Consider the following 24434-nt stretch of genomic DNA (forward strand, 5'->3'; position numbering starts at 1 on the left):
CGCCTCGATAGCCTAGCTTAAAATCATTGATAAACGATTCAGTAGAGAGCCGCCGTTCAGGTTGATCACCTCATCCAATCTGGCAAATTCTCTACTGAAATCTTAGAAGTTCGCTGTCAGCTGCCCCCCGATAACAGCGGCGTCCTTGAAGGTGGTCGTAGCCCCTGGGCGTTGGAGATACTGGAAATCCGCCTGCAAGGTTGTGCCTCGCATAATGTGGGTGCTGTAAAACGCTTCGTACACGTTCTCCCAGTGCTGCACCCCGTAAACAGGGCCCCACTGATTATCCAGATACGGCAGACCAAGCGCGAGGGATGATTCCTGCTGAAGCGTCACGGTATGGCTCATGTCCATATGCTGGAACATGATACCGGCCTGATCACCACTTCGATGCCACGGCGTCCCGCTATCGACTATGCCGATCCATTCGTGATCCCGCATGGCAACAAGATTGCCCTGCGCATATCCAACACCGCCGATAAGAATAAGCCCATCGGTAACGCCCGGCCCATTACGGACCAGCATCTGGTCAAACATGAACCAGGCGGACGTCATCCCGGCTTCATAGCGCCGCCCAAGGCCCGTAGCCTGGAAGGAGTTACCATGGACGTCTTCGTAAAGGTTCGGATAGCGCGAGTTGTCGTACCAGGCGCCAAGCTTGTAATTGCCTCGCAGCTTATTCTTGCCAAAAGACGGCATCCACCCGATTTCAATCTGCGACGAGACCTTACCCAATCCACTCTGAGCCAGAGCCCAGCCTGAGATGCCGCCGTTGTAACTATGGGGCGAAACCGCGAAGACGCCTCCCATGATGTAGGTCTGCTCCGTTGGTCGAAGACGCAACACACCACCAAGATTTCCAGACGGCCAATCGCGGCCGCCTGGGACGTACTTCCCAGGAGCGAAATTACTGCAAACAGAGACATTCATGAAAGAACAAGCGACGTAATCAAAGGCGAAAAAGCTACCCGTGGGAATATCGCCAAGAGACAGGATAATACGGTCATTCAGGAAGGATTTGTCCGCATACATTGAGACAAGATGCGCGACAACGTTACCGCGGGCACCGTAGATCTGTTCAGGATTGGTCACTGAATCGCCGAGTGTGTGGCTGAAGCTGCGCCCATGACCGTTAATGACGAGAAGATGCGTCCAGAGACCCTTCACACCGGCAAGCTGCTGCCAATCCACATCCAGTTCGGCAGCCACCTGACCGGCCAGCACATTATCACGCGTGCGGCCACCTGTGACATTGGCCATATATTCTTCATTGAGCGCGACATTCAGGTACATGCCGTGCTTTGTAAGCCATGTCTGCGCACCACCCCAGTCTCCGAATAAATGAGGATTTCCATACAGAGACGGGACGAGGGGACCGACCGCGAACGTGCCCATGCCTTCCATCGCAAAGGCACGGGACTTGTAAGACTCAGGTGTCGCAAGGTTCTGGGAAGTTTCGCTCTGCGCGAGCGCCTGACGGCAGGGACCAATGATACCCAAAGCCGCGCACAGGAAAAATCCAACGAGTTTTTTCCTGTGCATTGGACGTCGGGTTTTCATTCAGTGCTCGTTGTCTTTGAAGTCTTCAGGAAGGTGGTGACTGTGGACTGCGCGAGATGGGCATCAGTTTCACCTTCGCCACCGCTCAGGCCAAGCGCTCCCACGAGTTCGTTGTTCACCATGATCGGGTATCCACCGCCGGCGGGAAGGGCATTCGGTAGCGTGCTGATCATGTAATTCCCGCTGTTGAGGGCATGTTCCATGTCAGCAGTCGGGCGCGCGAAAGACAGCGCCGTCTTGGCCTTGCGGATGGCCAGTTCAATACTCCCGAGTTGTGTCCCGTCCATCTTCTGGAAAGACACCAGATTTCCTCCCGCATCGACAATAGCGATAGCGACACGGGCATGACTGGCCGCAGCCAGCTTCTTGGCCTGGTCAATGAGGGTATTTGAGGTCACCAAATTCACTGTCAGATCCTTCGCTGATGCAAACCCTGTAAGACTTGATGCTGCGACAAGAATACTTAGGACGGCGCCAGCGGTCCGGCGCTGAAATAGTTTGTACAAAACACTTACCCCTGTTTCAGGTCATTGAGAATGGCATCGGCAGCGCGGAGTGAGAGCGCAGCCATCGTCAAAGTGGAATTCACCGTTCCAGACGCCGCCATTGCTGCGCCCGTTGCGAGAAACAAATTGGCGTGATCATGGGTTCTGAGCCATTCATCCACGACAGAATCACGCGGATCATGGCCCATGATCGTGCCACCGGTGATGTGATTGTTCGGCGTAAAGAACGGACTCATCTCGATTTCCGTTCCGCCAAGGGCCTTGGCAATGTCCATCAGACGCTGCCGAGAAATGACCGCCGACTTACGCACATATTCTCCCACGTCATAAGTGACTTCCGGGTGTGGAATACCGAGAGCGTCTTTGTGGTCTTTGGAGAGCACAAGACGGTTGTTCGGGTCGGGGAGGACCTCATGGTTGGCATAGATGTCCACGCCATGGGCGGTACGACGGCGGATCTCCTGATCCAGTTTCTTACCAACCAACCCCATAGACAGCGCTTTCATACCTGCACGGGAGTTCTGAGCCGTATTGTTATAGCCAATCTGTGTCGCGGCATATTCCGAACGGAAATCACCGTCACGGAAGTTCGTGATGGAGCTCATCTGAACCGAACCGCCGCCAGCCCAGATAGGCTCAGCAGACTGGAAGCTCATACCGATGCCCGGATGGTCCATCATGTTCCGGCCAACAAGGTCCGATGAGTTTGCAATCCCGTTGGGGTTGCGATCATTGGCTGCGAGCAGAAGCAGTTTAGGCGTTTCAATGCCGTTTGCAGCCACGACGAACGTTTTGGCAACGACACGATGTGACTGTTTTTCCGGGTCATAGAAGCGGATCGCCGTGATCCGGTTCTTGGCATCCGTTTCCATCGCGTAAACGACAGCGTTCGGGATGATTTTGGCCCCCAGCTTTTCTGCCTTCAGTGCGGCATAGACCCCGTTGTACATGGCGCCAATCGGACAGATCGGCATGCAGTTGTTGTTTCCACAGCACTGAGGGCGGCCATCATACGGACGACTGTTGCGGGCCTGTGGCACGGGCGTATTCGAAAAGCCAAGCTTGCTGACCACGTCAGTGAAAGTGCGGTCTCCATACCCATAGGGCATGGACGTCATGGGCCAAGGGTTCTTGCGGGGCGCAGACGGCGTGATGTCTTCTCCGTTAGGACCCATCACACCCATTTCGCACTCTGCCTCGTAGTAATAAGGCTCGAGTTCGTCGTAGCTCATGGCATAATCACGCCCCACGCCATACGTGGAATGCAGCTTGAAATCGTTCGGCAGATACCGCCAGCTCGATGCTGCCCAATGCCAGGTTGTGCCACCAACGCCTTTGATAATGCCCTGTTTGTAGGCCGTACGGTCCGGGCCTTTGACGATCAGGTAATTATTGTCCGGAAAATAGTTGGTATGCGGAGCCCAGGGAACACTGGGATAAGGCGTTGCGTAGTCATACTGGGACTTGTTGTCAGGCGGCATATTCCGCCAGTTCTCCACAATCTGCGAACGATCACGACGGGGACCGGCATCCAGCAGCAACACAGAAAGACCGTTGCGGACGAGTTTATGGGCGAGCAGGGACCCACAGATTCCTGCTCCGATAATGACGACATCAGCCGAAAGCGTTTCACCAGACATGATTTTACCTTTGAATTCTATTAAGCGACACGCTGTTTGCGACGGCTGATCAGCCACCAAACGCCACCCGCTACGATGATGGCACCAAAGACGCCGCCTGCACCGAGAAGGAGCATCACGCCCGGACTTGCGAGTTTGGCGAGAGGGACCTGCTTGCCGCCAATACGAACCTGCTTGACCGCATCGGCGGAGACCGTGGCCTGCGCATTGCCAAAGTGGCTCAGAACATAATCGGCGATCGCGGCGATCTGGCCGTCCGTCAATGGCTGCACCAGCGAACTAGGGCCGAACGCAGGCATCAGAATTTCGTGGTCATCCGTTGTGCGATCGACGCCATAAAGAATACTGGCGATCAGATCGTTCGGATTGCGCTGACCAGTCGTCGTATTCCCTACAAGAGACGGATAATACCCGTCAGGAGATCCTTTGCCGTTCGACTGATGGCAGCTCGCGCAGACAGCTTCATAGAGCGCTGCACCGTCCGTCGTCCCGGAGAGGGTACTGTTATTACGGCGCGCATTCGCGTCGGCCACGCTGTAACTTGATGGACGACCGAGGTGAGCGAAGTTGGCCACGGTCTCCCCAGCTTCTGCTTTAGGCGGGACCGAACGGAGATAGGTCACGATAGCCGAAATGTCCGCGTCAGGCAGATACTGAAGACTATGTTCGACGGCCTCAGCCATTGGTCCAGCCGCCCGCGCATGAGCGGTTTGGCCGGTTTTCAGGTATTGGTAGAGATCATGATCCGACCAGCCACCAATACCGCTCTCGGGATCATTTGTGATATTCGGCGCACGCCAAGACCCTATATCTGCGCCAGCCAGATAGGCGGATTGATTGGGTGCAAGCAGGAAATTGCGAGGCGTATGACATTCCCCACAATGCGCAAGTTCATCGACCAGATAACGACCGCGGTTCCAGTCATCGTTGTGGGTATGGTCGAAGACATAGGGCTTGCCTTCAATCCGTGCCGCAATTTTCCAGATACCCAGAGACGCACGGATGGAAAACGGGAAGGGAAGCTGCGTTTTTGGTGATGGCGCGTCTACGGGTTTTACTTCGTTCATGATGTAGGCGTAGAGCGATTTGACGTCTTCATCCGTCAGGCGGTTATAGGCGTCATAAGGCATGGCCGGATAGAGCTGTGCACCGTCTACGCGGATACCGTGTCTCAGAGCTTTGGAAAACTGCTCTAGTGTGTAGTTTCCAATGCCATATGTTTTCGAAGGTGTAATATTTGTGGAGTAAATATTGCCCATAGGAGATGCTATGGCATATCCACCAGCCAGAAACTGGCCATCCCGTCCATTGGTATGACAAGCGGCACAATCAGCCGCAATCGCAAGATAATGACCGCGACTGATCGATGGATGATGGGCCGAAGCTGGGGTCGGCTCTGTCGGCTGCGCGAACGCAGACGGTCCTGCGAAAAGCAGAGCGGTCGTCAGGGCAGTGCCGGACAGAGGACGAAAATATCGCATGTTCACTGAGATAATTTCCTTAGAATTCCGGCATGGCATCGACGGAACCGGGCTCTGCAACCCAGTAATTCGGCCCGTTATGGGCATATGTCGGGATGACGACGACATCGCGGGAGGACTGGTACATCAACGCCTTCTCGAAGGCATAAACCTTGGCGTTTGTTCCACTTTCAATGACGCCCGCATACCAGGCACGGATAATCTGAAGGAGCGTCGGGTGCAGGGGGTCTCCCTGAAGCGCAGCGTCCAGCGCTTCAACATCCTGATAGCCGTTTTTGGCAATACGGTCGCGAAGCGATGCTACCTGCCCGGAAAAGCCATGGCTCTGCGCTTCAAGAGCAAGGAGCAATGCAGATCCTATACTGAGATCCAGATTTTTATGACCTGTGGCGAAGGTTGAAAGCTGCATGAAATCCGAAACGCCATCTCGATTTGACGCGACTATTTCTTGAGCAGAACCTTTCGTCACTGTGCCTATTGCGGCGGCCGTAATGCAGGCACCGGAAAAAGCCAGGAGCCGCCTGCGGGAGAGGAAAACCGGGGCAGGGTGAGGTTCAGGAATTTTTTCCAACGGCGCTCTCCAGAGACATAGTTTGATACGTTATGCCTCTTCATCCGTTTTTCTCCCCAATAATAGAAATGACTATTTTTTGTTCGTTATAACAGGATGGTGATTTTAATTATTGTTATTGGTAACGTTTTTGGCATAAATGGAATTATATTCTTTTTATTTTAATATAAAAGAACACGATTTTGTTATAATATGAGATGTTTATATAAATATTTATTTTGTTGTTTTAGAATTTATATCTGGTTTTTGTATTTTTTCATTTTGATATATTTTTTATATTTTCTATAACGATAAAGAAATACCGAACAGAAGCTATTCATTATCTTTTGGCTATAAATTTTCTTTTCTGCTCAGATTAAGGGCGAACCGAAAAATAGCGATTGCGTTGAAAAATTATGATTCGGTTTAGTGCTACATTGGCTGATCAAGGACACAATCAAGAACACCACCATGTTCTCAGCCCAGGTCACCAGACATGAGTAAGGTTTGCTGAAAATCTGCTTCATTGAAGGAGGAAAGATCGCGCATAGCCGTGTTTGGATAGCTACGCGGCCCGTGGCTTATATCAAAAATTTAAGTAAACTGTTTTTTGATAAGCCTTTTAGAAAGGCAAATTCTATTTCAGACGAAATAAATGAAAAAGGGTTTACGCTTTCATAAGCTGCTTACCCAGCTTTCCGGCACCAGCTCCATAAGAACAAATCAGCTTCGGACAATCATTCATTGTCATGACCTTAAAATTTTCGGATTTCAGAGCACTACATGGCACTCGGGAGTGAGGGCCCCTCATTCTGGTTAAGAGAGCCCGTCCCAAAGGCAAGTCCAGCAGCAGCGATCAAAGCGGCATAATAAGCATCCGAATGAGCAAGTGTTGCATCCAGATAAGCATTCTGCGCGATACTTGTCTGCGTCATGGAGCCTACGCCACTACGATATGCGGCCGAGGATGCCTCAAAACTCGTCATCGCTGCCGTCTCCAGTTTTGCTGATGCGGTATAGGCACTCAGGCTTGTACGGAGCGCATTTTCTGCGACTACAATCTGCTTCACCGAACTGTCGACTGTTTGCTGCAATGTCGCATCTGCACTGTCCGACTGATCCTGAGCCTGCTTAAGTAACGCTGCTCTGGTTCCTCCGTCGAAGATGGGCACAGTAATCCCACCAAGGATCAAACTGCTGAAGGCATTACTCGATAAGTTAAGGGTTGGGGGAGCCTCACTTCCAACTCCCGGCACGGATGAGAGCGCCAGACGCCCCGTGGTGTAGGCCACATTTCCAGTCATGAAGATCTTGGGCAGAAATTCGCTTTTCGCTGCGCGAACCCTGCTCTTTGCCGCCTTCGCATTCGCGTATGCTGCAAGAACGTCCGGTCTGCGTGAAACGGCCTGTTGGACAAATGCATCAGTCAGGCGAATGTCGTCCAGCCCGAGCGGACGGCCAGAAATATCGAGTGTCTCAAGTTTCGTGTTCGGCGAAATACCAATGGCATTCAGAAGTTCAAGGGCCGTATTCTGTTCGTCGCCCTCTGCCTGCACAAGTCGCAGTTCAGTTTGTGCCGTAGCCTGCCGAGCCTGCGTGACATCCACTACGGTGCCTTGCCCCCGATGTAGCTTTGCGACTGCGGCGGCCTCCACAAAGCGTGCATTGTCCCGCGCCTTACGCAGCAATACGACACGGCTTTGCGCTGCAGCATGGGTGTAATAGGCCGTTGTCACCCCATAGATGATTTTCTGATGAGCCGCAGTAAAGAGCACATTGGTTGCAATCTGTGCCTGCTTTGTGGCGGCAATAACGGCCTCACGTTTGCCGAAGTCGAACAGAAGCCATTCCATACCCAAAGTCTGGATTTCGCCAGCGCCTGACCGGCTGTTACGAACACCGCCCAAAGCACTGTTTAACCCGCTCAGGCCGGAGTTGATTGCGTCCTCAGCAATGCCCACATTGCTGACCGATGGGTTCGCACCGTCATTACGGCTATGATTGTATCCGCCCACAACTGTCGCGGTCAGGCGGGGCAAGTACGCACTCTTCGTAATTCCCACAGCCAGAGCGGCATCGCGCGCAAGGTTCCAGGCACGTCTGGTTTCTGGATTGGCCGACTGTGCGATATCAATCAGTTCAGGCAGGGAATAGGCATGGCCAGCCTGTGGCGCCAATTCAGGGGCAGGGGGCCGCACATGGATCTGACTATTGGACGGCAATGTGTATCCAGCAGGGAAGGCCAGTGCATGTGGTCCGGGCTTACCGGGCACCAGTTCTCCATTTGCAGCGACATTCGGTTGCCATGGCTGATCAGGGCTGGCTGGCGCCGTTTCAAGTGCCTGGGTCGCACAGCCCGATAGCAGGAGCGGCAGCAAAAAGGTTCTTTTGAAGTGAATCATGAAGCAATCTGTTCCAGTCGTGCCGTGCGATCGGCGAGGTCTGGCCGCTTGGGAGTTGCAAGCAATTCTTCAGTCAGCCTCGAGGCATCTTTCAAAGCATTCCGGGCGGCCTGAAGACGGGGCTGGTCCGCGCGCATATGGACAGGCTCAGACATCGCATATTCCAGCGTTCGTTCGCTTTCCAGTAACGCGGATTGACTAAGAGCAGCCGCCTGAAGCTGATCTTCAGAGCTCTGAGCCTTTCCCTGCCGCTTCAGGCAATCTGTCAGTTTGCGAAGACTGGCCCCCAAATGATCGTAGGCACTTGCCGGCCAGAAGCTTGTGAACATGGCATATGTAATGAGGTTACCAAGCATGATGCCAACAATACGGTCTCGTGCGGTAGCCATGTCTGCTGTGGGGCCGTAGCCCTTCAGATCTGTCAGATAAAATGCCAGACCGATCTGAAAACCAGCATAAGCAATACGTTCGTCGCCTGTCTTGACCCACGCCGCGATCAGGGAAACAACGAAGACAAGCGCCAGAAATCCAGTGATACCATTCAGGTGTGGCATCACGGCGATAATAGAGGCGATCCCCAGCGTTCCGCCTATAAGAGCACCCGTGATGCGCAGTGTCAGCTTTGAAATCATCTCGCCCATCGTAGGCAACGCGACGATGAAGCATGTGATGATGCAAGTGTGAATGCCTGGCCAATTCAGAACCTTGAAGGTCAGATAACTTAGCATCACGGCAGCAGTCCCTTTCACTGCGAAGCGGACATGGTCGGGATTGGTAAAGGCGTCCTCAGAAAAGAAACCCGATTTTTTCTTTTCTGGCGATTTTCCAGCGACAGGGGCCGGAGGGGTTGTGAAACTCGGCAGGAGAGCGGTTATCGCTTTTAAAGACGGATGCTCCGCAGCGATCACAGGGCTTTCGATGGCTGCGGGATAGTCACCCTCCGAGAAAATCCTTGCCATGCCTTCAAGCGTTTCAGTCAGGCGAGACAACTGCTCCTGTGGCTGCCTTGCCCGGCTCGCCTCATCAGCAAGCGCAAGAACGGCAACACTGCTGTTGGCTGCCTGTCGCAAGCAGGCCAAATCGTGGAGAGACCAGATCTTTTCAAGTGAGGCCATCTTGGCGGACTTCATCATGCCCGCCGTGCCTTCCCGAAGCATATCTGTCGCTCGTTCCTGTGTTAGCGCATCAGGAGTTTGGAGAAGGCGAACAGCCGTGTAGAGCCGGGCAGCAATGCTATCCGTCAGGATCTTTTTAGGGGATGGGCAAATCAACAGCCCCAGCACAATCATGACCGCCCCCGGCACGGCCAGAAAGAGATCCGTGTAGAGAAGGGCGCGTGTCACGACTTCTCCAACCGGGACTTGATCAATCGCTATTAACCCATAGACAGTGATCAAGCCCAACATATAAGCCACAGGCTTTAGTTTGCTGGCTGAGCCCAGAAAGAAAAAACTGAACGACAAGAGGGCAATGACGATCACCAGTCCCATAGGATGATCGAGCGTCAGGTGAATGAGCGCGTAAATGATCAGAAGCAGAATGAGGATGAGGACATTTACAGCCACCCCAGCCAGAGCATTTGTCACGCGGTCTTTCTGCCACAGCGCCATGGTCACCAGGGCAGGCACGGCCAGCTCCGGAACCTGCCAGATTTCCCCAATCAGCACGGTCGTTGTGCATGCGGCAGCCATACGAAGCGCATATCCTAATCGCCCGGGGGCAGGGTCACAGACCAGCCGCCAGATCCGTGCCAATCCCAGTCCCGGCCCTCTCATGCTGGAAGACGACGGGGCATTCGCCAGAGTGTCAGGGACAGGCAGCGCCATGCCGGATCTCAACGGTTGCTGTAGCGCCAAGTCTGAGCAAAAGCGGGTTTGCCCTTTCTAGCTTGATACGGACCGGAAAGCGTTGGGCGACGTGAACCCAGTCCATTTGGCGCGGCACGATGGGCAGCGAGCGGGCAATGCCAGCAGAATCTACAGACAGGACGCCCCAACCAATACTTTCGACGTGTCCGCGTAGAGGACTATGGCGATCAATCATCGAGTGAACGGTCACGCAGTCGCCAATCTGAACGGAAGAAAGATTGATCTCACGGATATTGGCGGTAGCGTACCACTCGTCATCGGCAATGAGCGTGAACAGGACCTGAGACGGCGCAAGAACTTCACCGGCTTTAACCCGTAAACTCGTGACATAACCATCCGCAGGAGCTGTAACCATAGTCTGGCGTAGCTCGTATTTTGCGTGGTCCAGGGCTGCCTTACTGGCATCCCGTGCGGCAAGAGAGCTTTTCAGATCTCCGATCGCTGTGGTCGCTGCGACAGACTGGTTTCTCGACTGCGAAAGCGACACTTCAGCGTCGTGGAGTGCCACACGAGCCTGATCATACTGCTGCCACGGAATGTAGGATTGTCCTGCCAACGGCTTCAGGCGTTCTACCGTGCGTGCGGCCAAATCACGATTGGTTCTGGCGCGAACAACCTGGTCATCTGCCGTGGCGGCGTTCGATGTCTTGATGCTGAGCAGCCGTGTCTGATTTTCGACCTCCGCATTCGCGAGATCCAGATTGGCCTGAGCCTGTCGAACAATCAGTTCGTAGGGTTCAGGATCAAGTTGGTAAAGAACATCACCCTTATGAACATGCTGATTGACGACAACTCGGAGCTCCTTCAGCCGACCACCAACGGTGGAGGCGACGTGCACCATTTCCGCGTCAATACTTGCGCTGTCAGAAGACGGATGAGTGCTGTCTTCATGCGAGACATGGACGCCGAAGAGAATGGCTACCCCAACGCAGACGATTGCAACGATAATACCAATCGGCTTTTTGCCGGAAACTTGAACGCGCTGCATCATCAAGGCCCGAACACCAGCGTCCACACAGTCAGTGCGGCGATAACGCCCAGCGCGACATAGGTGAAGAGACGAAAGCTGAGGATGGCATCAAGGCCGGTTAAAAGGAATATCACTCGTAATCCGACAGCTACCACAACACCGATGAGGCCACAGACCATCCAGTCCGGAAAGTAAGCGCCTACAGCTGGGAAAGAAGGGGCACCTTGCAGAGTGCATCCTTCACTTGCCAATAAACCCAAGACAGGGACTAGAAAACGCAGGCGGGTAAATCGCATAAGAAGTATCAGTGCTTTCTGCGTCCAAGAAACAGAGCCTGAACCTACCACATTCCTTTCTAAACGCTACTCCGTGTCAAAAGACGAAACGTTTGGACTTGCAAGAATGAGGAGCCCCAGGGCCGAGAATATCCTCCGTCTTCCTTTTTTCCCTGAGGCCACACCAGCAGGGAAGCCAGACATCTGAACAGGCATCATTCAACCCTCACAGAGAATAAGCTGAACGTTTGGTCAGAAAATCCTTGCACGAAAGTATTTCGAACCCATACCATTCCGATTACGAACTAAGTCAGGCAGGAGACGAGTATGCGACTCGATATTGCATGTGGCCGGTTGCCGGAATCCGCTCTGGAACTCAACTTCGCCGACGCTCACCCCGGCTTGTCGCCTGAACAGGCAGCGCTGGAAGCGGATCGATGTTTTTACTGCTACGACGCCCCTTGCGTTGAGGCCTGTCCCACGGACATTGATATTCCGCGGTTCATCAAAGCAATTGCGTCTGACAATCTTGCTGGCGCCTCGCGCACCATTCTTCAGTCCAACATTCTGGGCGGGTCGTGTGCACGGGTCTGCCCGACCGAAATTCTGTGTGAGCAGAAATGTGTTCACACCGCGATTGAAGCTCATCATGCCGTGCGAATAGGCGCACTCCAGCGGTTTGCTACAGACTGGCAGATGCAGCAGAAAACCCACCCGTTTCAGCGAGCGGCAAGCACTGGGAAGCGTGTAGCCGTCGTAGGAGCGGGGCCGGCGGGACTGGCCTGCGCACATCGTCTGGCGATGCATGGGCATGATGTCACGATCTTTGATCGACACGATGCACCGGGTGGCCTCAACCAGTATGGTGTCGCGGCCTATAAGCTTGCTGACAATTTCGCCCAGAAAGAAATCGATTTCCTCATGGAAATTGGAGGGATTACCTTCCAGAGTAACGCGACGCTCGGGGAGAATATCACGCTTGCAGGCCTCCGCGAGACCTATGATGGCGTTTTTCTGGGGCTGGGTCTGGCAGGTGTCCGCGCTCTAGGCCTGGAAAGCGAATTCGCAGAGGGTGTTCTGGATGCGGTCGATTTTATTGAGACCCTGCGTTCCCGAAACCTTTCCGAGGTCGTGGTTGGCAGGCGGGTTGTCGTGATTGGCGGCGGCAATACGGCGGTTGACGCAGCAGTTCAGGCGAAACGTTTGGGCGCAGAAGAGGTGACGCTGGTTTATCGCCGCGGGGCTGCGCACATGTCCGCTACGGAAGTTGAACGGGAATGGGCCCAAACAAACGGCGTAACGGTCAGATTTTGGGCGTCTCCCAGTCAACTCAATGTCGAAGACGGAGCCATCAGGAGCATTACATTTCTTCGAGGCACGCCTGATGGCGGGTACGATCCGCAGAATGCCTTCACACTCGCAGCGGACATGGTTCTTAAAGCAATCGGACAGGTTTTTGTCCCAGACCCAGTGCGAAACGACCAGATCCTCGTGGAAAATGGGCGCATCGTTGTGAATGAAACAGGACGCACCTCCATGCCGGGAGTTTATGCGGGCGGCGACTGTACGGCAGGAGAAGACCTCACCGTTGCAGCCGTTCGGGACGGACGGAACGCGGCTGAAGCGCTTCATGGTGAACTGATGGCATCCAACACGGAAAGGGCTGAGCACAATGGCTGACCTGCGCACAGTTTTTGCTGGGATCAAATCTCCCAATCCATTCTGGCTAGCTTCTGCTCCGCCGACGGACAAGGAATACAACGTTCGCCGGGCCTTTCAGGCCGGATGGGGTGGTGTTGTCTGGAAAACGCTTGGGGAAGATCCACCGGTCGTCAATCTGAGCTCCCGCTATGGAGCCCTGGGCTTTGAAGGACGTCGCCTGATCGGTCTCAACAACATCGAGCTGATTTCGGACCGTCCGCTTGCGACCAACATCGCGGAAATCAAGCGCGTCAAACGTGAATTTCCGGATCGTGCCCTTATCGTCAGCCTGATGGTGCCCTGCGAGGAAGATAAATGGAAAGCCATTCTACCGATCGTTGAGGAGACAGGCGCAGACGGGATCGAACTGAACTTCGGATGCCCGCATGGCATGTCCGAGCGCAATATGGGTGCGGCGGTCGGGCAGGTCCCGGAATACGTTGAAATGGTAACACGCTGGTGCAAGCAGAACACGCGGATGCCGGTGATCGTCAAGCTGACGCCAAACGTGACTAACATCCTGATGCCCGCACGCGCCGCGCGGGCAGGTGGGGCGGATGCTGTATCCTTGATCAACACCATTCAGTCCGTCATCGGCGTAGATCTGGATGCCATGGCGCCCATGCCGGTTGTGGGCGGAAAAGGGACACATGGAGGCTATTGCGGGCCTGCCGTGAAGCCAATTGCGCTACGCATGATCGGAGAGATTGCCAGAGATCCTATTATGGCTGGAATTCCCATCTCCGGAATTGGTGGAATCAGCAACTGGCGGGATTCTGCCGAATTTCTTGCAATGGGATCAGGATCGCTTCAGGTCTGTACCGCCGCGATGCATTATGGGTTCCGCATCGTGGAAGACATGATTGATGGCCTGTCCAACTGGATGGACCAGAAAGGCTATGAGCGGCTGGAGGATCTGACAGGGCGGGCGGTTTCGCAGTTCGTACCGTGGAACCAGCTCAACATGAAGTTCAAGACCCTCGCCAATATCGATCAGGATGCCTGTGTCGGGTGTGGTCTTTGTCATATCGCCTGCGAGGATACGTCCCATCAGGCCATTTCCAAGAAAAACATCGCTGATCGCCGACATTACGAAGTGATCGAAGACGAGTGCGTTGGCTGCAATCTTTGTGCGCATGTCTGCCCGGTGGATGACTGCATCACAATGGTTCCACAACCTGTCGATGGAGAGCTGACGTGGCCCCATCATCCTTCCAATCCTAATCGCATTCCCGCCTGAGAGGCATGACACGGCGGCCAAAAGGTCAGCCAAGAGGACGGATGAAAGAGGACTGGCATGTTTCATAGCAATATGCGGATTGATGGGAACGCTCTTTGGGCAGATCTGATGGATACGGCCCGGTTTGGTGGAACGCCAAAAGGCGGCATCCGTCGGCTGACACTCACTCCCGAAGACAAACAGGTTCGCGAGTGGTTCGCTGCGACCTGTGAAAGCCTGGGCTGCACCATCACAGTTGATACGATGGGCAACATGTTTGCCCGCCGCCCGGGACTTGATAACAGCCTGCCTCCGATCACGATGGGCAGTCATCTGGATACCCAGCCCACCGGCGGAAAATTTGATGGTATTTTAGGTGTTCTGGGCGGCCTCGCTGTTCTACGGGCGCTTCATGAAGCCGAGCATACAACGCGCCACCCCATCGAACTGATCAACTGGACGAATGAAGAAGGGTCACGCTTCACGCCTCCGATGATGTGTTCAGGCGTTTTCGCAGGCGTTTTTACGGAACAGGAGGTTCTGGACAAGCGAGATCGCGCAGGGGCACGCTTTGGGGACGAACTGATTTCTATCGGATATCGCGGTGAAGAGATCTGTGGCGATCATCCCATCGCGGCCTATTTCGAGCTGCATATCGAGCAGGGGCCCATTCTTGAGGTCAAAGATCGCGTCATCGGTGCTGTCTCCGGCGTACAGGGAATGCGCTGGTATGAAGTGACGGTAAAGGGCAAGGATGCTCATGCTGGCTCCACCCCCATGCCCATGCGTCATGATGCACTACTGGCAACGTCCAGAATGGTTGTGGCCCTCTCAGAGATCGCGCAGGCCCATGCCCCGGGAGCCGTGGGAACAGTGGGCCTGATTGAAAATCGCCCGAACAGCAACAATGTCGTGCCTGGTGAGACGTTCTTTACCGTGGATATCCGCCACCCGGATGATGCTGTCGTCGTCGCCATGGAGCAGGAGTTCATGGATCGCTTCCACGGCATTGCTGAAGCTGGAGGAGTGACGCTGGAGATTGTGCCTCTCTGGGATGCGCCCGCAGTTCATTTTGACGCGCGGTGCGTGGAGATGGTCGCGGACTCTGCACGCCAAATGGGCTACGATCCGCTTCCGATTGTCTCAGGTCCGGGTCATGACGCTGCGTATCTCGCACGAGTGGCACCAACGGCGATGATTTTTGTACCCTGCAGGGATGGCCTGAGTCACAACGAGGAAGAAAGCATCACGGAGAGCGAAGCCGAAGCAGGGGCCAATGTTCTGCTAGGCGCTGTTTTGCGGGCAGACAGCACGCTCTAAGGTTCTGCCAATCAGGGGCTTGTCGTCCAGCCTGTCTGCTGTCAAAAATCGCCTCCCGCAAAGCAGGCTGGGAGAAAGACAATGCCACAAGACAGTCTGGAGGCGTCTCCCAGCCCCAGAAAGAGAACTCGTGCCGGTGCGCCGCGCCGCGCCACCGTTCCGCAAATTCTGAATGCTGCGGAATGGACCTTTGGCACCCGCGGCCTTAAAGGAACGCGCCTTGAAGATATTGCCAAGGTCTGCGACATCCCCAAGGGCAATATTCTCTACTATTTTGGCTCCAAAGAAGACCTGTACAACGCCACACTGTCACGCCTGCTAGATGTATGGCTGACAGATGCCGATCACTGGCTTTCTTCTGACAAGGACCCGCTGGAAGGGCTCAGGGGATACATAGAAGCCAAAATTGCATTCTCCCGCGCACGGCCAGAAGGATCGCGTCTCTTCGCCCAGGAAGTGCTCTCAGGCGGCCACATGGTTCAGGACTTCCTGCGGGGAGAACTCCGAGCCCATGTAGCCCGACATGTCGCAATCTTCCTGGAATGGCAGGCGAAGGGCATCATGGCGCCTATCGACCCGACGCATCTGTTGTTTCTCTTGTGGTCCGGTACGCAGGCATATGCGGATATGCAGGTCCAGTATGAGGCTGTTCTGGACCGTACACCTCTTACTGACGGCGATTATGAAACTGCCGTCAACACTCTTATGACGCTTGTCCGTCCGCTGTTCTCCCAACCGGCCTCAGGCGCGTCAGAAGCAGATGAAAACAAAACCCTGAAAAGAAGCCTGTAAACCACGCGAAATTCTGGAATACAGCTAATGCTGGCAGGAAGACGTTTGCGAGCCCCACCAGCACAGCCAGACCCAAGGCCCAGATCGCAGTAGGGTTTACGCCACCTCGGTACCAGTAAGCTGCCGATGGGTCTGTACTGTACAGCGCAGGCACGTCCAGGGTTTCCCGCTGAACGAAATAGTAGTCAGCCAGAAGAATTCCTGTCACAGGAGCGATGAACAGACCCAGTATGTCGAGTGTCAGGTGGATCAGATCCGGCCGGGCATAGAGGTTCCAGGGCGTGAGAGCGATGGCACCAATCGCCGCAATGACACCGCCGCCGCGCCATGAAATGGATGCCGGGGCTATATTGGAAAAATCAAACGCCGCTGAGACAAAATTGGCGGAAATGTTGATCCCGATGGTCGCGAGAACGAAGGTCAAAATTCCTACGATCATGATGGTCTGACTATCCAAACGCGTCACAGTGTCCACCGGATCAACGAGGATTTGTCCCAGAACAGGCTGGGTGAGGGTTACTGTTGTAAGTGCAAGCGCGCAAAACGCCATGAAATTGATTGGCAGGCCCCAGAAATTACCGCGTCGTACCGCACTCAGGCTAATGCCGTAGCGGGCAAAATCGCCAAAATTCAGGATAATCGGAGAAAAGAATGCGATCGTCAGAGAGATCACATTCAGCACGCCGGTCAGATGTTGTCCGACGGAAAGAGCAGAGTGGGGAAGGACTGAAAAGCTGATCTGTCCCCGCGTTTTCCAGAGAAGCACGCCGTCAAGCAGGACCATCATGACGTAAATGGCTGGCCCTGCCCAGTCTATGAAATGCCGGATGGACTCCATTCCGCGCCAGAATACCGCCAACTGCAAAGCCCAGATGAGCAGAAAGGCCAACCAGCCGAGAAGAGACAGTCCCACCAATCCGTGATGATGAACATTACTATAGTCTGCAAGTGACGGCATCATACGAAGAACAAACAGAACTACCGCATTGGATGCCAGCCATGTCTGGATTCCATACCAGCCCACGGCAATAATCCCACGCACAAGCGCCGGGACGACCGCACCGTAGACGCCAAAGACGCTTCGGATAATGACAGGGAAGGGAGCGCCGGATTTCAAACTTGGAACCGCGATCAGGTTGCAGAGAAGCTGCACGGCAACAATCGCAACAAGCAATCCGATAAGCACACTGCTGACCGGCAATCCCATCATGAACAGCGTGCCAACCGTCATGTAGCCTGCGACACTGTGGACATCAGACATCCAGAGGAAGAGAAAGTCCTTCCATGCCCAGTTCCGGTCCTGAACAGGCGCAAGATCCGCATTGGTCAGGCGCCCTGTAGCGTACGCGTCCGGTGACTGTGTCATTCTGGTGATCCTCGTTCTCGAAAAAATTCCGGAAGCGCAATCGTTATGTTGACCGGCTGGTCAGATTAACCATACAGTTTCGGTAAGACAACGACATAATGCCAACCACTTTTCCTGAAGGGAAGGGATGTCATGCTCCTGATCAAGGGTGGAACAGTTGTTACGTCTGAGAGGCGTTTCAGAGCAGACGTCCTGTGTGACGATGGCGGGAAAATCGCGGCTGTTCAGGCGGATATGGAAGCGCCGACCGGCAGTACCATCGTTGATGCAGATGGGCTGCTTGTCATGCCAGGGGGAATAGATCCTCATACGCATATGGAAATGCCCTTCATGGGCACGACGGCTAGTGATGATTTCTATACAGGCACGGCCGCCGGGCTCGCCGGAGGCACAACGAGCATTATCGATTTTGTCATTCCCGAACACGGGCAGTCGCTGCATGACGCGTGGAAGACATGGCGGAGCAAAGCCGAAAAAGCGTCTGCTGACTATGGCTTCCACGTCGCGGTGACGCACTGGGACGACCAGGTTCACCAGGATATGGAAACACTGGTGCAGGACTGCGGGGTTAATTCCTTCAAACACTTCATGGCCTACAAGAACGCCCTGATGGTGGATGATGAGACGTTTCTTAACTCCATGCGCCGAGCGGGAGAGCTGGGCGCTTTATGCACCGTGCATGCCGAGAATGGAGATGCCGTCTCGTTTCTTCAGGAGTCTCTTCTGAAAGCGGGAAACGCTGGCCCTGCGGCGCATCCGCTCTCCCGTCCATCCAGCGTGGAAGGTGAGGCTGCTCAGCGCGCCATTACACTGGCGGCCGTCAGCAATACCCCGCTCTATATCGTGCACGTGTCAACACGCGAGGCGACCGAAGCAATCGCAACCGCCCGGCTTCGCGGCTTGCAGGTTTATGGCGAAGTTCTTCCACAGCATCTGGTTTTCGATGAAAGCGTTTACCAGTCTTCAGACTGGTTGAAGGCATCGCGCTATGTCATGAGCCCGCCTTTCCGCGAGAAATCGCATCAGCAAGCGCTCTGGGGCGGGCTCTCTTCCGGCCAGCTCCACACCACCGCAACGGATCACTGCTGCTTCTGCCGCTCCCAGAAAGAAATGGGCCTCACCAACTTTACGCGCATCCCCAACGGTGTTCCCGGCATTGAGGATCGCATGAGCATTCTGTGGCATCATGGCGTTGTGGGCGGCAAGATAACTCCGGAGCAGTTTGTTGCCCTCACGTCTACCAATACGGCGCGTATCTTCAATATCCATAGCCGGAAAGGCATGATTGTTGAGGGTGCAGACGCGGATATTGTGCTGTGGGATCCATCGGCCTCACGAACCATTTCTGCCGCCACACATCATCAGAATGTCGATTACAATATTTATGAAGGTATGACCGTTACAGGCGCGGCAAAAAAGACAATCAGCCAGAGCCGTATCCTTTGGGATGACGGTACACTGCGTGCTGAGCGCGGGCAGGGCCAGTATGTCGAGAGAGCGGCTTTTAAGAAAAAAACACCTGACAGCCTGACGGAGGCAGTATCGTGACTACATTGACGAACGAAAGCCTGTGCGCCCTTGCCATGAGTGAGGGACGCAACTGGATGCCCTTTACAGCCAACAGACTGGTTAATGGTCGGGGCGATCATCGCGTTGTGGCCTCTGCCAAGGGGCCTTACTATACGATGGCCGATGGCAAAACGGTCTTTGATACGCTGTCTGGGCTGTGGTGTACGCCTTTAGGCCATGGAAACCCACGCATTGCGGACGCGCTTCGTCAGCAAGCAGAAACCCTGGATTTCGCACCCGGATTCCAGATGACCCATGCACCAGCTGTCACGCTGGCAGCGCGCATTGCAAATATGGCCCCTGAAGGCCTTGAGCATGTATTCTTTGCGAATTCAGGCTCCGAAGCTGTTGATACAGCACTCAAAATTGCCATTGGCTTTCACAAGCTTAAAGGCGACGGCGGCCGTTTCCGCCTCATCGGACGCGAACGCGGCTATCATGGCGTAGGATTTGGCGGGATGTCCGTCGGGGGAATTGTCCCGAACCGCAAGATGTTCGCCACGGTAATGGTCCCTGGCGTGGATCACCTCCGACATCCTTATGATCACGCGCATGTCGCCTTTTCAAAAGGGCAACCGGAGTGGGGTGCCCATCTGGCAGACGATCTTGAACGACTGGTAGCGTTGCATGACGCCTCTACCATTGCAGCCGTCATTGTCGAGCCAATGCAGGGATCAACCGGCGTTCTTGTCCCTCCTGTCGGATATCTTCAGAAGCTACGGGAAATCTGTACGAAACACGGCATCCTTCTCATTTTCGATGAAGTCATCACAGGTTTTGGACGCATGGGAGAAAATTTTGCCTCCCAAAGATTTGGCGTCACACCGGATATGATTACCTTCGCCAAGGCCGTCACCAATGGGATCATTCCCATGGGCGGCGTTATCGTCACTTCAGAAATCTACAAAACATTTATGAATGGCCCGGACGCAGCCATAGAGTTCGCTCATGGCTATACCTATTCAGGGCATCCAATGGCCGCAGCAGTGGCTCATACGGTGCTCGACATCATGGAAGAAGAGGGGACCAATGCGGCTGTCAGAGCGCTGGAGCCTATTCTGGAAGAAGAGGTGCATGCATTGCAGGACCTGAAGTCCGTAAAAGATCTGCGAAACATCGGCCTTACCGCTGCGATCGAACTCAATCCCCTTTCTGACAAATCTGCCCTGCGAAGTGTCCAGCTTTTTGAGCGCGGTCTGGAAGAGGGCGTGCTCCTTCGCGTCACGGGAGACACGATTTCTTTTGGCCCTCCATTTATTTCGACTCCGGACCAAATCAGAGGAATGATAGCGCAGGTCCGAAACGTGCTTCTGAGTTGCGAAAAAGACTTTTAAATATTCATTCAACCCCCTGAATCACAAATAAATATCCTTCAGGAAAGCCGAATGGTGGGTTCATCATTCGGCTGAAACCCATTAAAATATCTCTACATTGTGTGAATACCGTATTTTCGAATAAATTTTATTTATTATTTCATTATTGTTCCGAAATGTGTTTGAGTAGCTGTTATTCAGTTTCGCCAACTGAGCTTTCGGAGAAAAAAAGTGAAGACACTGGCTTCTCGTCTGTTCCTCGGTACTATTCTGAGTTCCGTAATCCTCTCCGCAGAAACTGGGCGTTCCAGCGCGGCCCCATCCCATCATCTCCGTCATGTGACGCCATCTCATCATGCGGCCCCGGGCACCCCAACAAAGCCACGTTCCCGCAGAACCTCCATGATGGCATCCAGCGAAGAGAGCGTCGGGGTTCGTGGCTCGAGAAGCGCGCGCAACTCTGGGGGAGGGATGATGCGGGTCGAAACTGCACCGTATGCAGTCCAGTCTGTTGGGCGCCAATATATCGAGATGAGAAGCCCGACATCGACCGGCCTTGATGTTGTCCAGAATCTTCCGAGTGTCAGCATTGCCATGCCGGATACATCTGGCATCAAAGGTGGTGCGCTCTATATGCGGGGCTTTACTGACGCCGATACGGCTTTGCTTCTGGATGGGGCTCCTGCATCACTTGCCGCTTACCTTCAACAGAACGTTGATGCAGAGAATATCGAAACCGTCACCATGACGCCTGGGAGTTCTCCCATCGATGCACCTGCATCCAATGCAACTGCGGGCACGCTGGACGAGCGCACACGGACACCGGGCAAGAAAGCCGGGGGAAGCATGGATTTTTCCTACGGCACCAACAACATGTCGCGAGAATTCGTACGCCTGGAGTCCGGGGAGATCGGTAATTCCGGTATCAGGTCTTACATTTCCGTCTCGAATACCCATTCAAGGCAATGGATGGGTGCAGGAACAAACCGCCGAACACATGTGGACGTTGGAGTTTTTAAAGAATTTACCAATGGATCCACTGTGAAATTCTTCGGCTCATGGAACAATTCCATGTTCACGATTGACGCCTATCCGGATGCTCAAACATTTTATAATTACAAGCATACAGGGCAGGGATATAATCGCACTAATGTCTGGGATAGAAATTCACCGTCCGCTGGGAATTACTGGCAGGGCAATATTGACTCTTGGAACCAGTTTTTTGTCACAACGCAAGCCCATATCATCATCAACAAACGCCTGACTTTTGACCTTTCTCCCTATTTTGCGACAGGCTTCGGCTGGGACGGCTCAACCGCTGGCACGCCAGCCTCGACGGGTACCACATATTTCTATGGGAACGGGCAGAAAGCAGATCCTTCTACACCGTTGAGCACATACTGGGCGCAGCACTGGTCCCCGCAAGTCGGGCTTGTCGCCAAACTGGGTTACGACATTGATCGTCATAACCATCTGTCTTTCGGATACTGGTATGAGAACAACGCCGTCGACTATTTCTTTCCGACCATGGCAACACAACCTAGCGGACGGAATGCCAAAACCAATGACAACGCCTATAAACTCTATACAGCAGATGGTCAGGAAGCAATTTACAGGTACGATGCCGGCTACGAACTGAATTCTTTCTTTATCGAAGATACGGCAAAGTATTTTAATGATCGCCTGACCATAAATGGCGGCTTCAAATACATCATGTCCAACTATTGGGATCGCGCTTCCGGGCTCAGTCAGTTTACGATCGGAGCGAATTCAACCGCGCCGCTTCCGCATCTTTCTATCTCATATAAAATTGACTCTCACAGTCAGGTTTACATGAATGCTGAAGGTGATTTCCGCCAGCCATCCCCCTCACAGCTCTCAGGTTCAACATCACTCCCCAAGAACCAGTATTCCATCACGGAACAGATTGGATATCGCTATAACAACCGGTACCTGACGTTCGATATTTCGGCATTTAATTCCAATATCACCAACCGTCTTCTCACCACCTATCTGCCCAATACCGCTTATGCAGTTTCCAATGCAGGAAACCAGACGATCCGCGGATTTGATGCCATGATTGCGGGAAAGGATTTCCATCATTTCAGCCCGTACGCGTCAGTGGAGTACCTGCATGGTACTTTTGACTCAAATATTCCCTATGGAGACACATATCTTCCCACTAAGGGAAAACAGTCCATTCTCACACCACGCGTTCTTGCAAATTTTGGACTGACCTACAGCAATGCAGGATTTTTTGGAAACTTCAGCCTTCACTATACCGGCCCTCAGTCAGTAACACTCGTGGGTGATCAGAGAATGCCAGGGTTTGTTACCAATACCCTCGCGCTTGGGTATCATTTCAAACCGCTCTATTTCCTGAAGACCCCTACGTTCCGCCTGAATTTCTCTAACCTGACAGGATCAATCATTCGGGTCGGGACAACTGGCATTACCAATAACTACCATAACGTGACCCTGCTCGATGGCAGTACCCTGGCAGGCAGCAACGGAGCATCCTTCTATGTTCTTCCAAGGTTCTCGATGACAGGGACGATCTCATCAGATTTCTAAGATCACCCGGCTCTGAAGAAGAGGGGCTGAGCTTTGTACCAGACGAAACGGTTATTCTACCGTTCCGTCTGGCCTATGAGGTAAAATAGCTGGCAATCAGGACCACAGAGGGAATGGATCAGGAAGATGGTCATAGTGCCATGGCATGAAAATTTCGTCCTGTGACGGTGGGACAAGGCAACCGTCTAGTGCGGTACGAATTGCAACCTCGTCCATGCCAGCACCAATAAAGACCAGTTCCTGCCGGCGATCGCCATAAATATCGTCCCAGTATTTGGCCAGTGTCGCTCGCCAGCCTTCATCATCAGGCCAGTTGTCATGCGGGACACTCGCCCACCAACGCCCAGCCGCCTGATGCCGCGCCAATGCACCCGCAATACTCAGATCTCCGACCCAATCCGGGCGGGTTGCAAGCCAGAAATAACCTTTTACCCGCACTACCCCATGCCATGACTGCTCGATGAAGTCTGCAAACGCTTGAGGTTTGAAAGGCCGATGGGCACGGTAGACAAAACTGGAAATTCCGTATTCTTCCGTTTCGGGACGATGTTCAGCATGCCCGTACAACTCTTTGAACCACAAGGGGTTCTGGTGTGCACGCTCGAAATCAAAGCGACCCGTATTCAGAACCTGGTTTAAAGAAACCTTGCTCTGGCTCGTTTCAATCACGGTCGCATCCGCATTGAGGGATCGGATGATCAACCGTGCAGCGTCTGCCTGCTCAGCAGTTGCCGTATCGATTTTATTGAGAACAATGACATCCGCGAATTCGATTTGATCAACAAAAAGATCTACGAGCGCACGTTCGTCTTCCTCTCCAGCAACCTCGCCCCGATCACGAAGAAAATCGCTTGATCCATAATCCTTCAGCAGGTTCACGGCATCCACAACAGTCACCATCGTATCGAGCCGAGCGACGTCGCTCAAACTCCGGCCTTCTTCATCACGGAATTCGAAAGTGGCCGCGACGGGCAGGGGTTCTGCGATGCCCGTTGACTCAATCAGAAGGTAATCAAACCTTTTTTCTTCTGCCAGTCGCGTCACTTCGGTCAGAAGATCGTCCCGCAACGTGCAGCAGATGCATCCATTCGTCATTTCCACGAGCTTCTCGTTGGTCCGGGACAGATTGCTCCCGCCATTACGGATCAGTTCGGCATCAATGTTCACGTCACTCATATCATTGACGATGACCGCCACTTTCAGGCCCTCGCGATTGTTGAGAACATGGTTGAGAAGCGTTGTCTTGCCAGCCCCCAGAAAGCCGGAGAGAACGGTCACAGGCAATCGGAAATCCGACATAAAGTAAGCCCTTGAAGAGGAGGAAAAGT

Annotated in this window: 18 protein-coding genes; 7 read left to right on the top strand and 11 right to left on the bottom strand. The window is 53.8% G+C overall.

The genetic code is table 11. The features are described from left to right. Positions 1-102: 102 nt before the first annotated feature. The 9 genes from KP708_RS03315 to KP708_RS03355 form a co-directional block, all read right to left on the bottom strand. Entirely contained in the window at positions 103-1560 is a 1458-nt protein-coding gene (locus KP708_RS03315) for a carbohydrate porin (RefSeq protein WP_215750381.1), read from the bottom strand. Continuing rightward, on the bottom strand, positions 1557-1958 hold the full coding sequence (locus KP708_RS03320; protein ID WP_371822736.1) for a heme-binding protein: 402 nt from the start codon (positions 1956-1958) through the stop codon (positions 1557-1559). The genes KP708_RS03315 and KP708_RS03320 overlap by 4 nt, the downstream gene beginning before the upstream one ends. 113 nt (positions 1959-2071) lie before the next feature. After that, positions 2072-3706 (bottom strand): GMC family oxidoreductase, encoded by a 1635-nt coding sequence (locus KP708_RS03325; RefSeq protein ID WP_252347408.1) that lies wholly within the window; start codon positions 3704-3706, stop codon positions 2072-2074. 20 nt (positions 3707-3726) lie between these two features. Further along, entirely contained in the window at positions 3727-5187 is a 1461-nt protein-coding gene (locus KP708_RS03330) for a cytochrome c (RefSeq protein WP_215750383.1), read from the bottom strand. Positions 5188-5206: 19 nt separating this feature from the next. Continuing rightward, a complete protein-coding gene (locus KP708_RS03335) occupies positions 5207-5758 on the bottom strand; it encodes a sorbitol dehydrogenase family protein (RefSeq protein WP_215750384.1) in 552 nt (183 codons plus the stop codon). A gap of 758 nt (positions 5759-6516) precedes the next feature. Continuing rightward, a complete protein-coding gene (locus KP708_RS03340) occupies positions 6517-8139 on the bottom strand; it encodes a TolC family protein (protein ID WP_215750385.1) in 1623 nt (540 codons plus the stop codon). After that, the gene (locus tag KP708_RS03345) at positions 8136-9965 is read right to left on the bottom strand and encodes an FUSC family protein (protein ID WP_215750386.1); all 1830 of its coding nucleotides are present in this window, start codon (positions 9963-9965) and stop codon (positions 8136-8138) included. Before KP708_RS03345 ends, KP708_RS03340 begins: the two co-directional genes overlap by 4 nt. Beyond that, positions 9946-10995, bottom strand: coding sequence for a multidrug transporter subunit MdtN (mdtN, locus tag KP708_RS03350; RefSeq protein WP_215750543.1), 1050 nt, complete (start codon positions 10993-10995; stop codon positions 9946-9948). Before mdtN ends, KP708_RS03345 begins: the two co-directional genes overlap by 20 nt. A 2-nt stretch (positions 10996-10997) precedes the next feature. Next, positions 10998-11273, bottom strand: coding sequence for a YtcA family lipoprotein (locus tag KP708_RS03355; RefSeq protein WP_215750387.1), 276 nt, complete (start codon positions 11271-11273; stop codon positions 10998-11000). 306 nt (positions 11274-11579) lie between these two features. Here KP708_RS03355 and KP708_RS03360 point away from each other — a divergent pair, with 306 nt between their 5' ends. The 4 genes from KP708_RS03360 to KP708_RS03375 all read left to right on the top strand — a co-directional run bounded on the left by KP708_RS03360 (position 11580) and on the right by KP708_RS03375 (position 16284). Beyond that, positions 11580-12932, top strand: a complete 1353-nt coding sequence (locus tag KP708_RS03360) for an NAD(P)-dependent oxidoreductase (protein WP_215750388.1) — start codon at positions 11580-11582, stop codon at positions 12930-12932. Continuing rightward, positions 12925-14193, top strand: coding sequence for an NAD-dependent dihydropyrimidine dehydrogenase subunit PreA (preA, locus tag KP708_RS03365; protein WP_215750389.1), 1269 nt, complete (start codon positions 12925-12927; stop codon positions 14191-14193). The genes KP708_RS03360 and preA overlap by 8 nt, the downstream gene beginning before the upstream one ends. 57 nt (positions 14194-14250) lie before the next feature. Beyond that, positions 14251-15492, top strand: coding sequence for a Zn-dependent hydrolase (locus tag KP708_RS03370; protein WP_215750390.1), 1242 nt, complete (start codon positions 14251-14253; stop codon positions 15490-15492). An 81-nt stretch (positions 15493-15573) separates the two neighbouring features. Next, on the top strand, positions 15574-16284 hold the full coding sequence (locus KP708_RS03375) for a TetR family transcriptional regulator C-terminal domain-containing protein (protein WP_215750391.1): 711 nt from the start codon (positions 15574-15576) through the stop codon (positions 16282-16284). Here KP708_RS03375 and KP708_RS03380 read toward each other — a convergent pair. Next, a complete protein-coding gene (locus KP708_RS03380; RefSeq protein ID WP_215750392.1) occupies positions 16196-17650 on the bottom strand; it encodes an NCS1 family nucleobase:cation symporter-1 in 1455 nt (484 codons plus the stop codon). The two genes, KP708_RS03375 and KP708_RS03380, sit on opposite strands and share 89 nt — an antisense overlap. 132 nt (positions 17651-17782) lie before the next feature. Here KP708_RS03380 and hydA point away from each other — a divergent pair, with 132 nt between their 5' ends. From hydA to KP708_RS03395, 3 genes are all read left to right on the top strand, one after another. Further along, positions 17783-19198 carry a dihydropyrimidinase gene (gene hydA, locus KP708_RS03385; RefSeq protein WP_215750393.1) on the top strand — a complete coding sequence of 472 codons (1416 nt, stop codon included), beginning with the start codon at positions 17783-17785 and terminating at the stop codon, positions 19196-19198. 35 nt (positions 19199-19233) lie between these two features. Continuing rightward, a complete protein-coding gene (locus KP708_RS03390) occupies positions 19234-20553 on the top strand; it encodes an aspartate aminotransferase family protein (RefSeq protein ID WP_215750544.1) in 1320 nt (439 codons plus the stop codon). A gap of 210 nt (positions 20554-20763) precedes the next feature. Then, positions 20764-23106 (top strand): TonB-dependent receptor domain-containing protein, encoded by a 2343-nt coding sequence (locus KP708_RS03395; protein WP_215750394.1) that lies wholly within the window; start codon positions 20764-20766, stop codon positions 23104-23106. 96 nt (positions 23107-23202) lie between these two features. Here the strand turns inward: KP708_RS03395 and zigA are convergent, their stop codons facing one another. Beyond that, positions 23203-24405 carry a zinc metallochaperone GTPase ZigA gene (zigA, locus tag KP708_RS03400; RefSeq protein WP_215750395.1) on the bottom strand — a complete coding sequence of 401 codons (1203 nt, stop codon included), beginning with the start codon at positions 24403-24405 and terminating at the stop codon, positions 23203-23205. Positions 24406-24434 lie beyond the last annotated feature (29 nt).

This window comes from Gluconobacter sp. P5H9_a (assembly GCF_018812085.1).
Lineage (GTDB): Bacteria > Pseudomonadota > Alphaproteobacteria > Acetobacterales > Acetobacteraceae > Gluconobacter.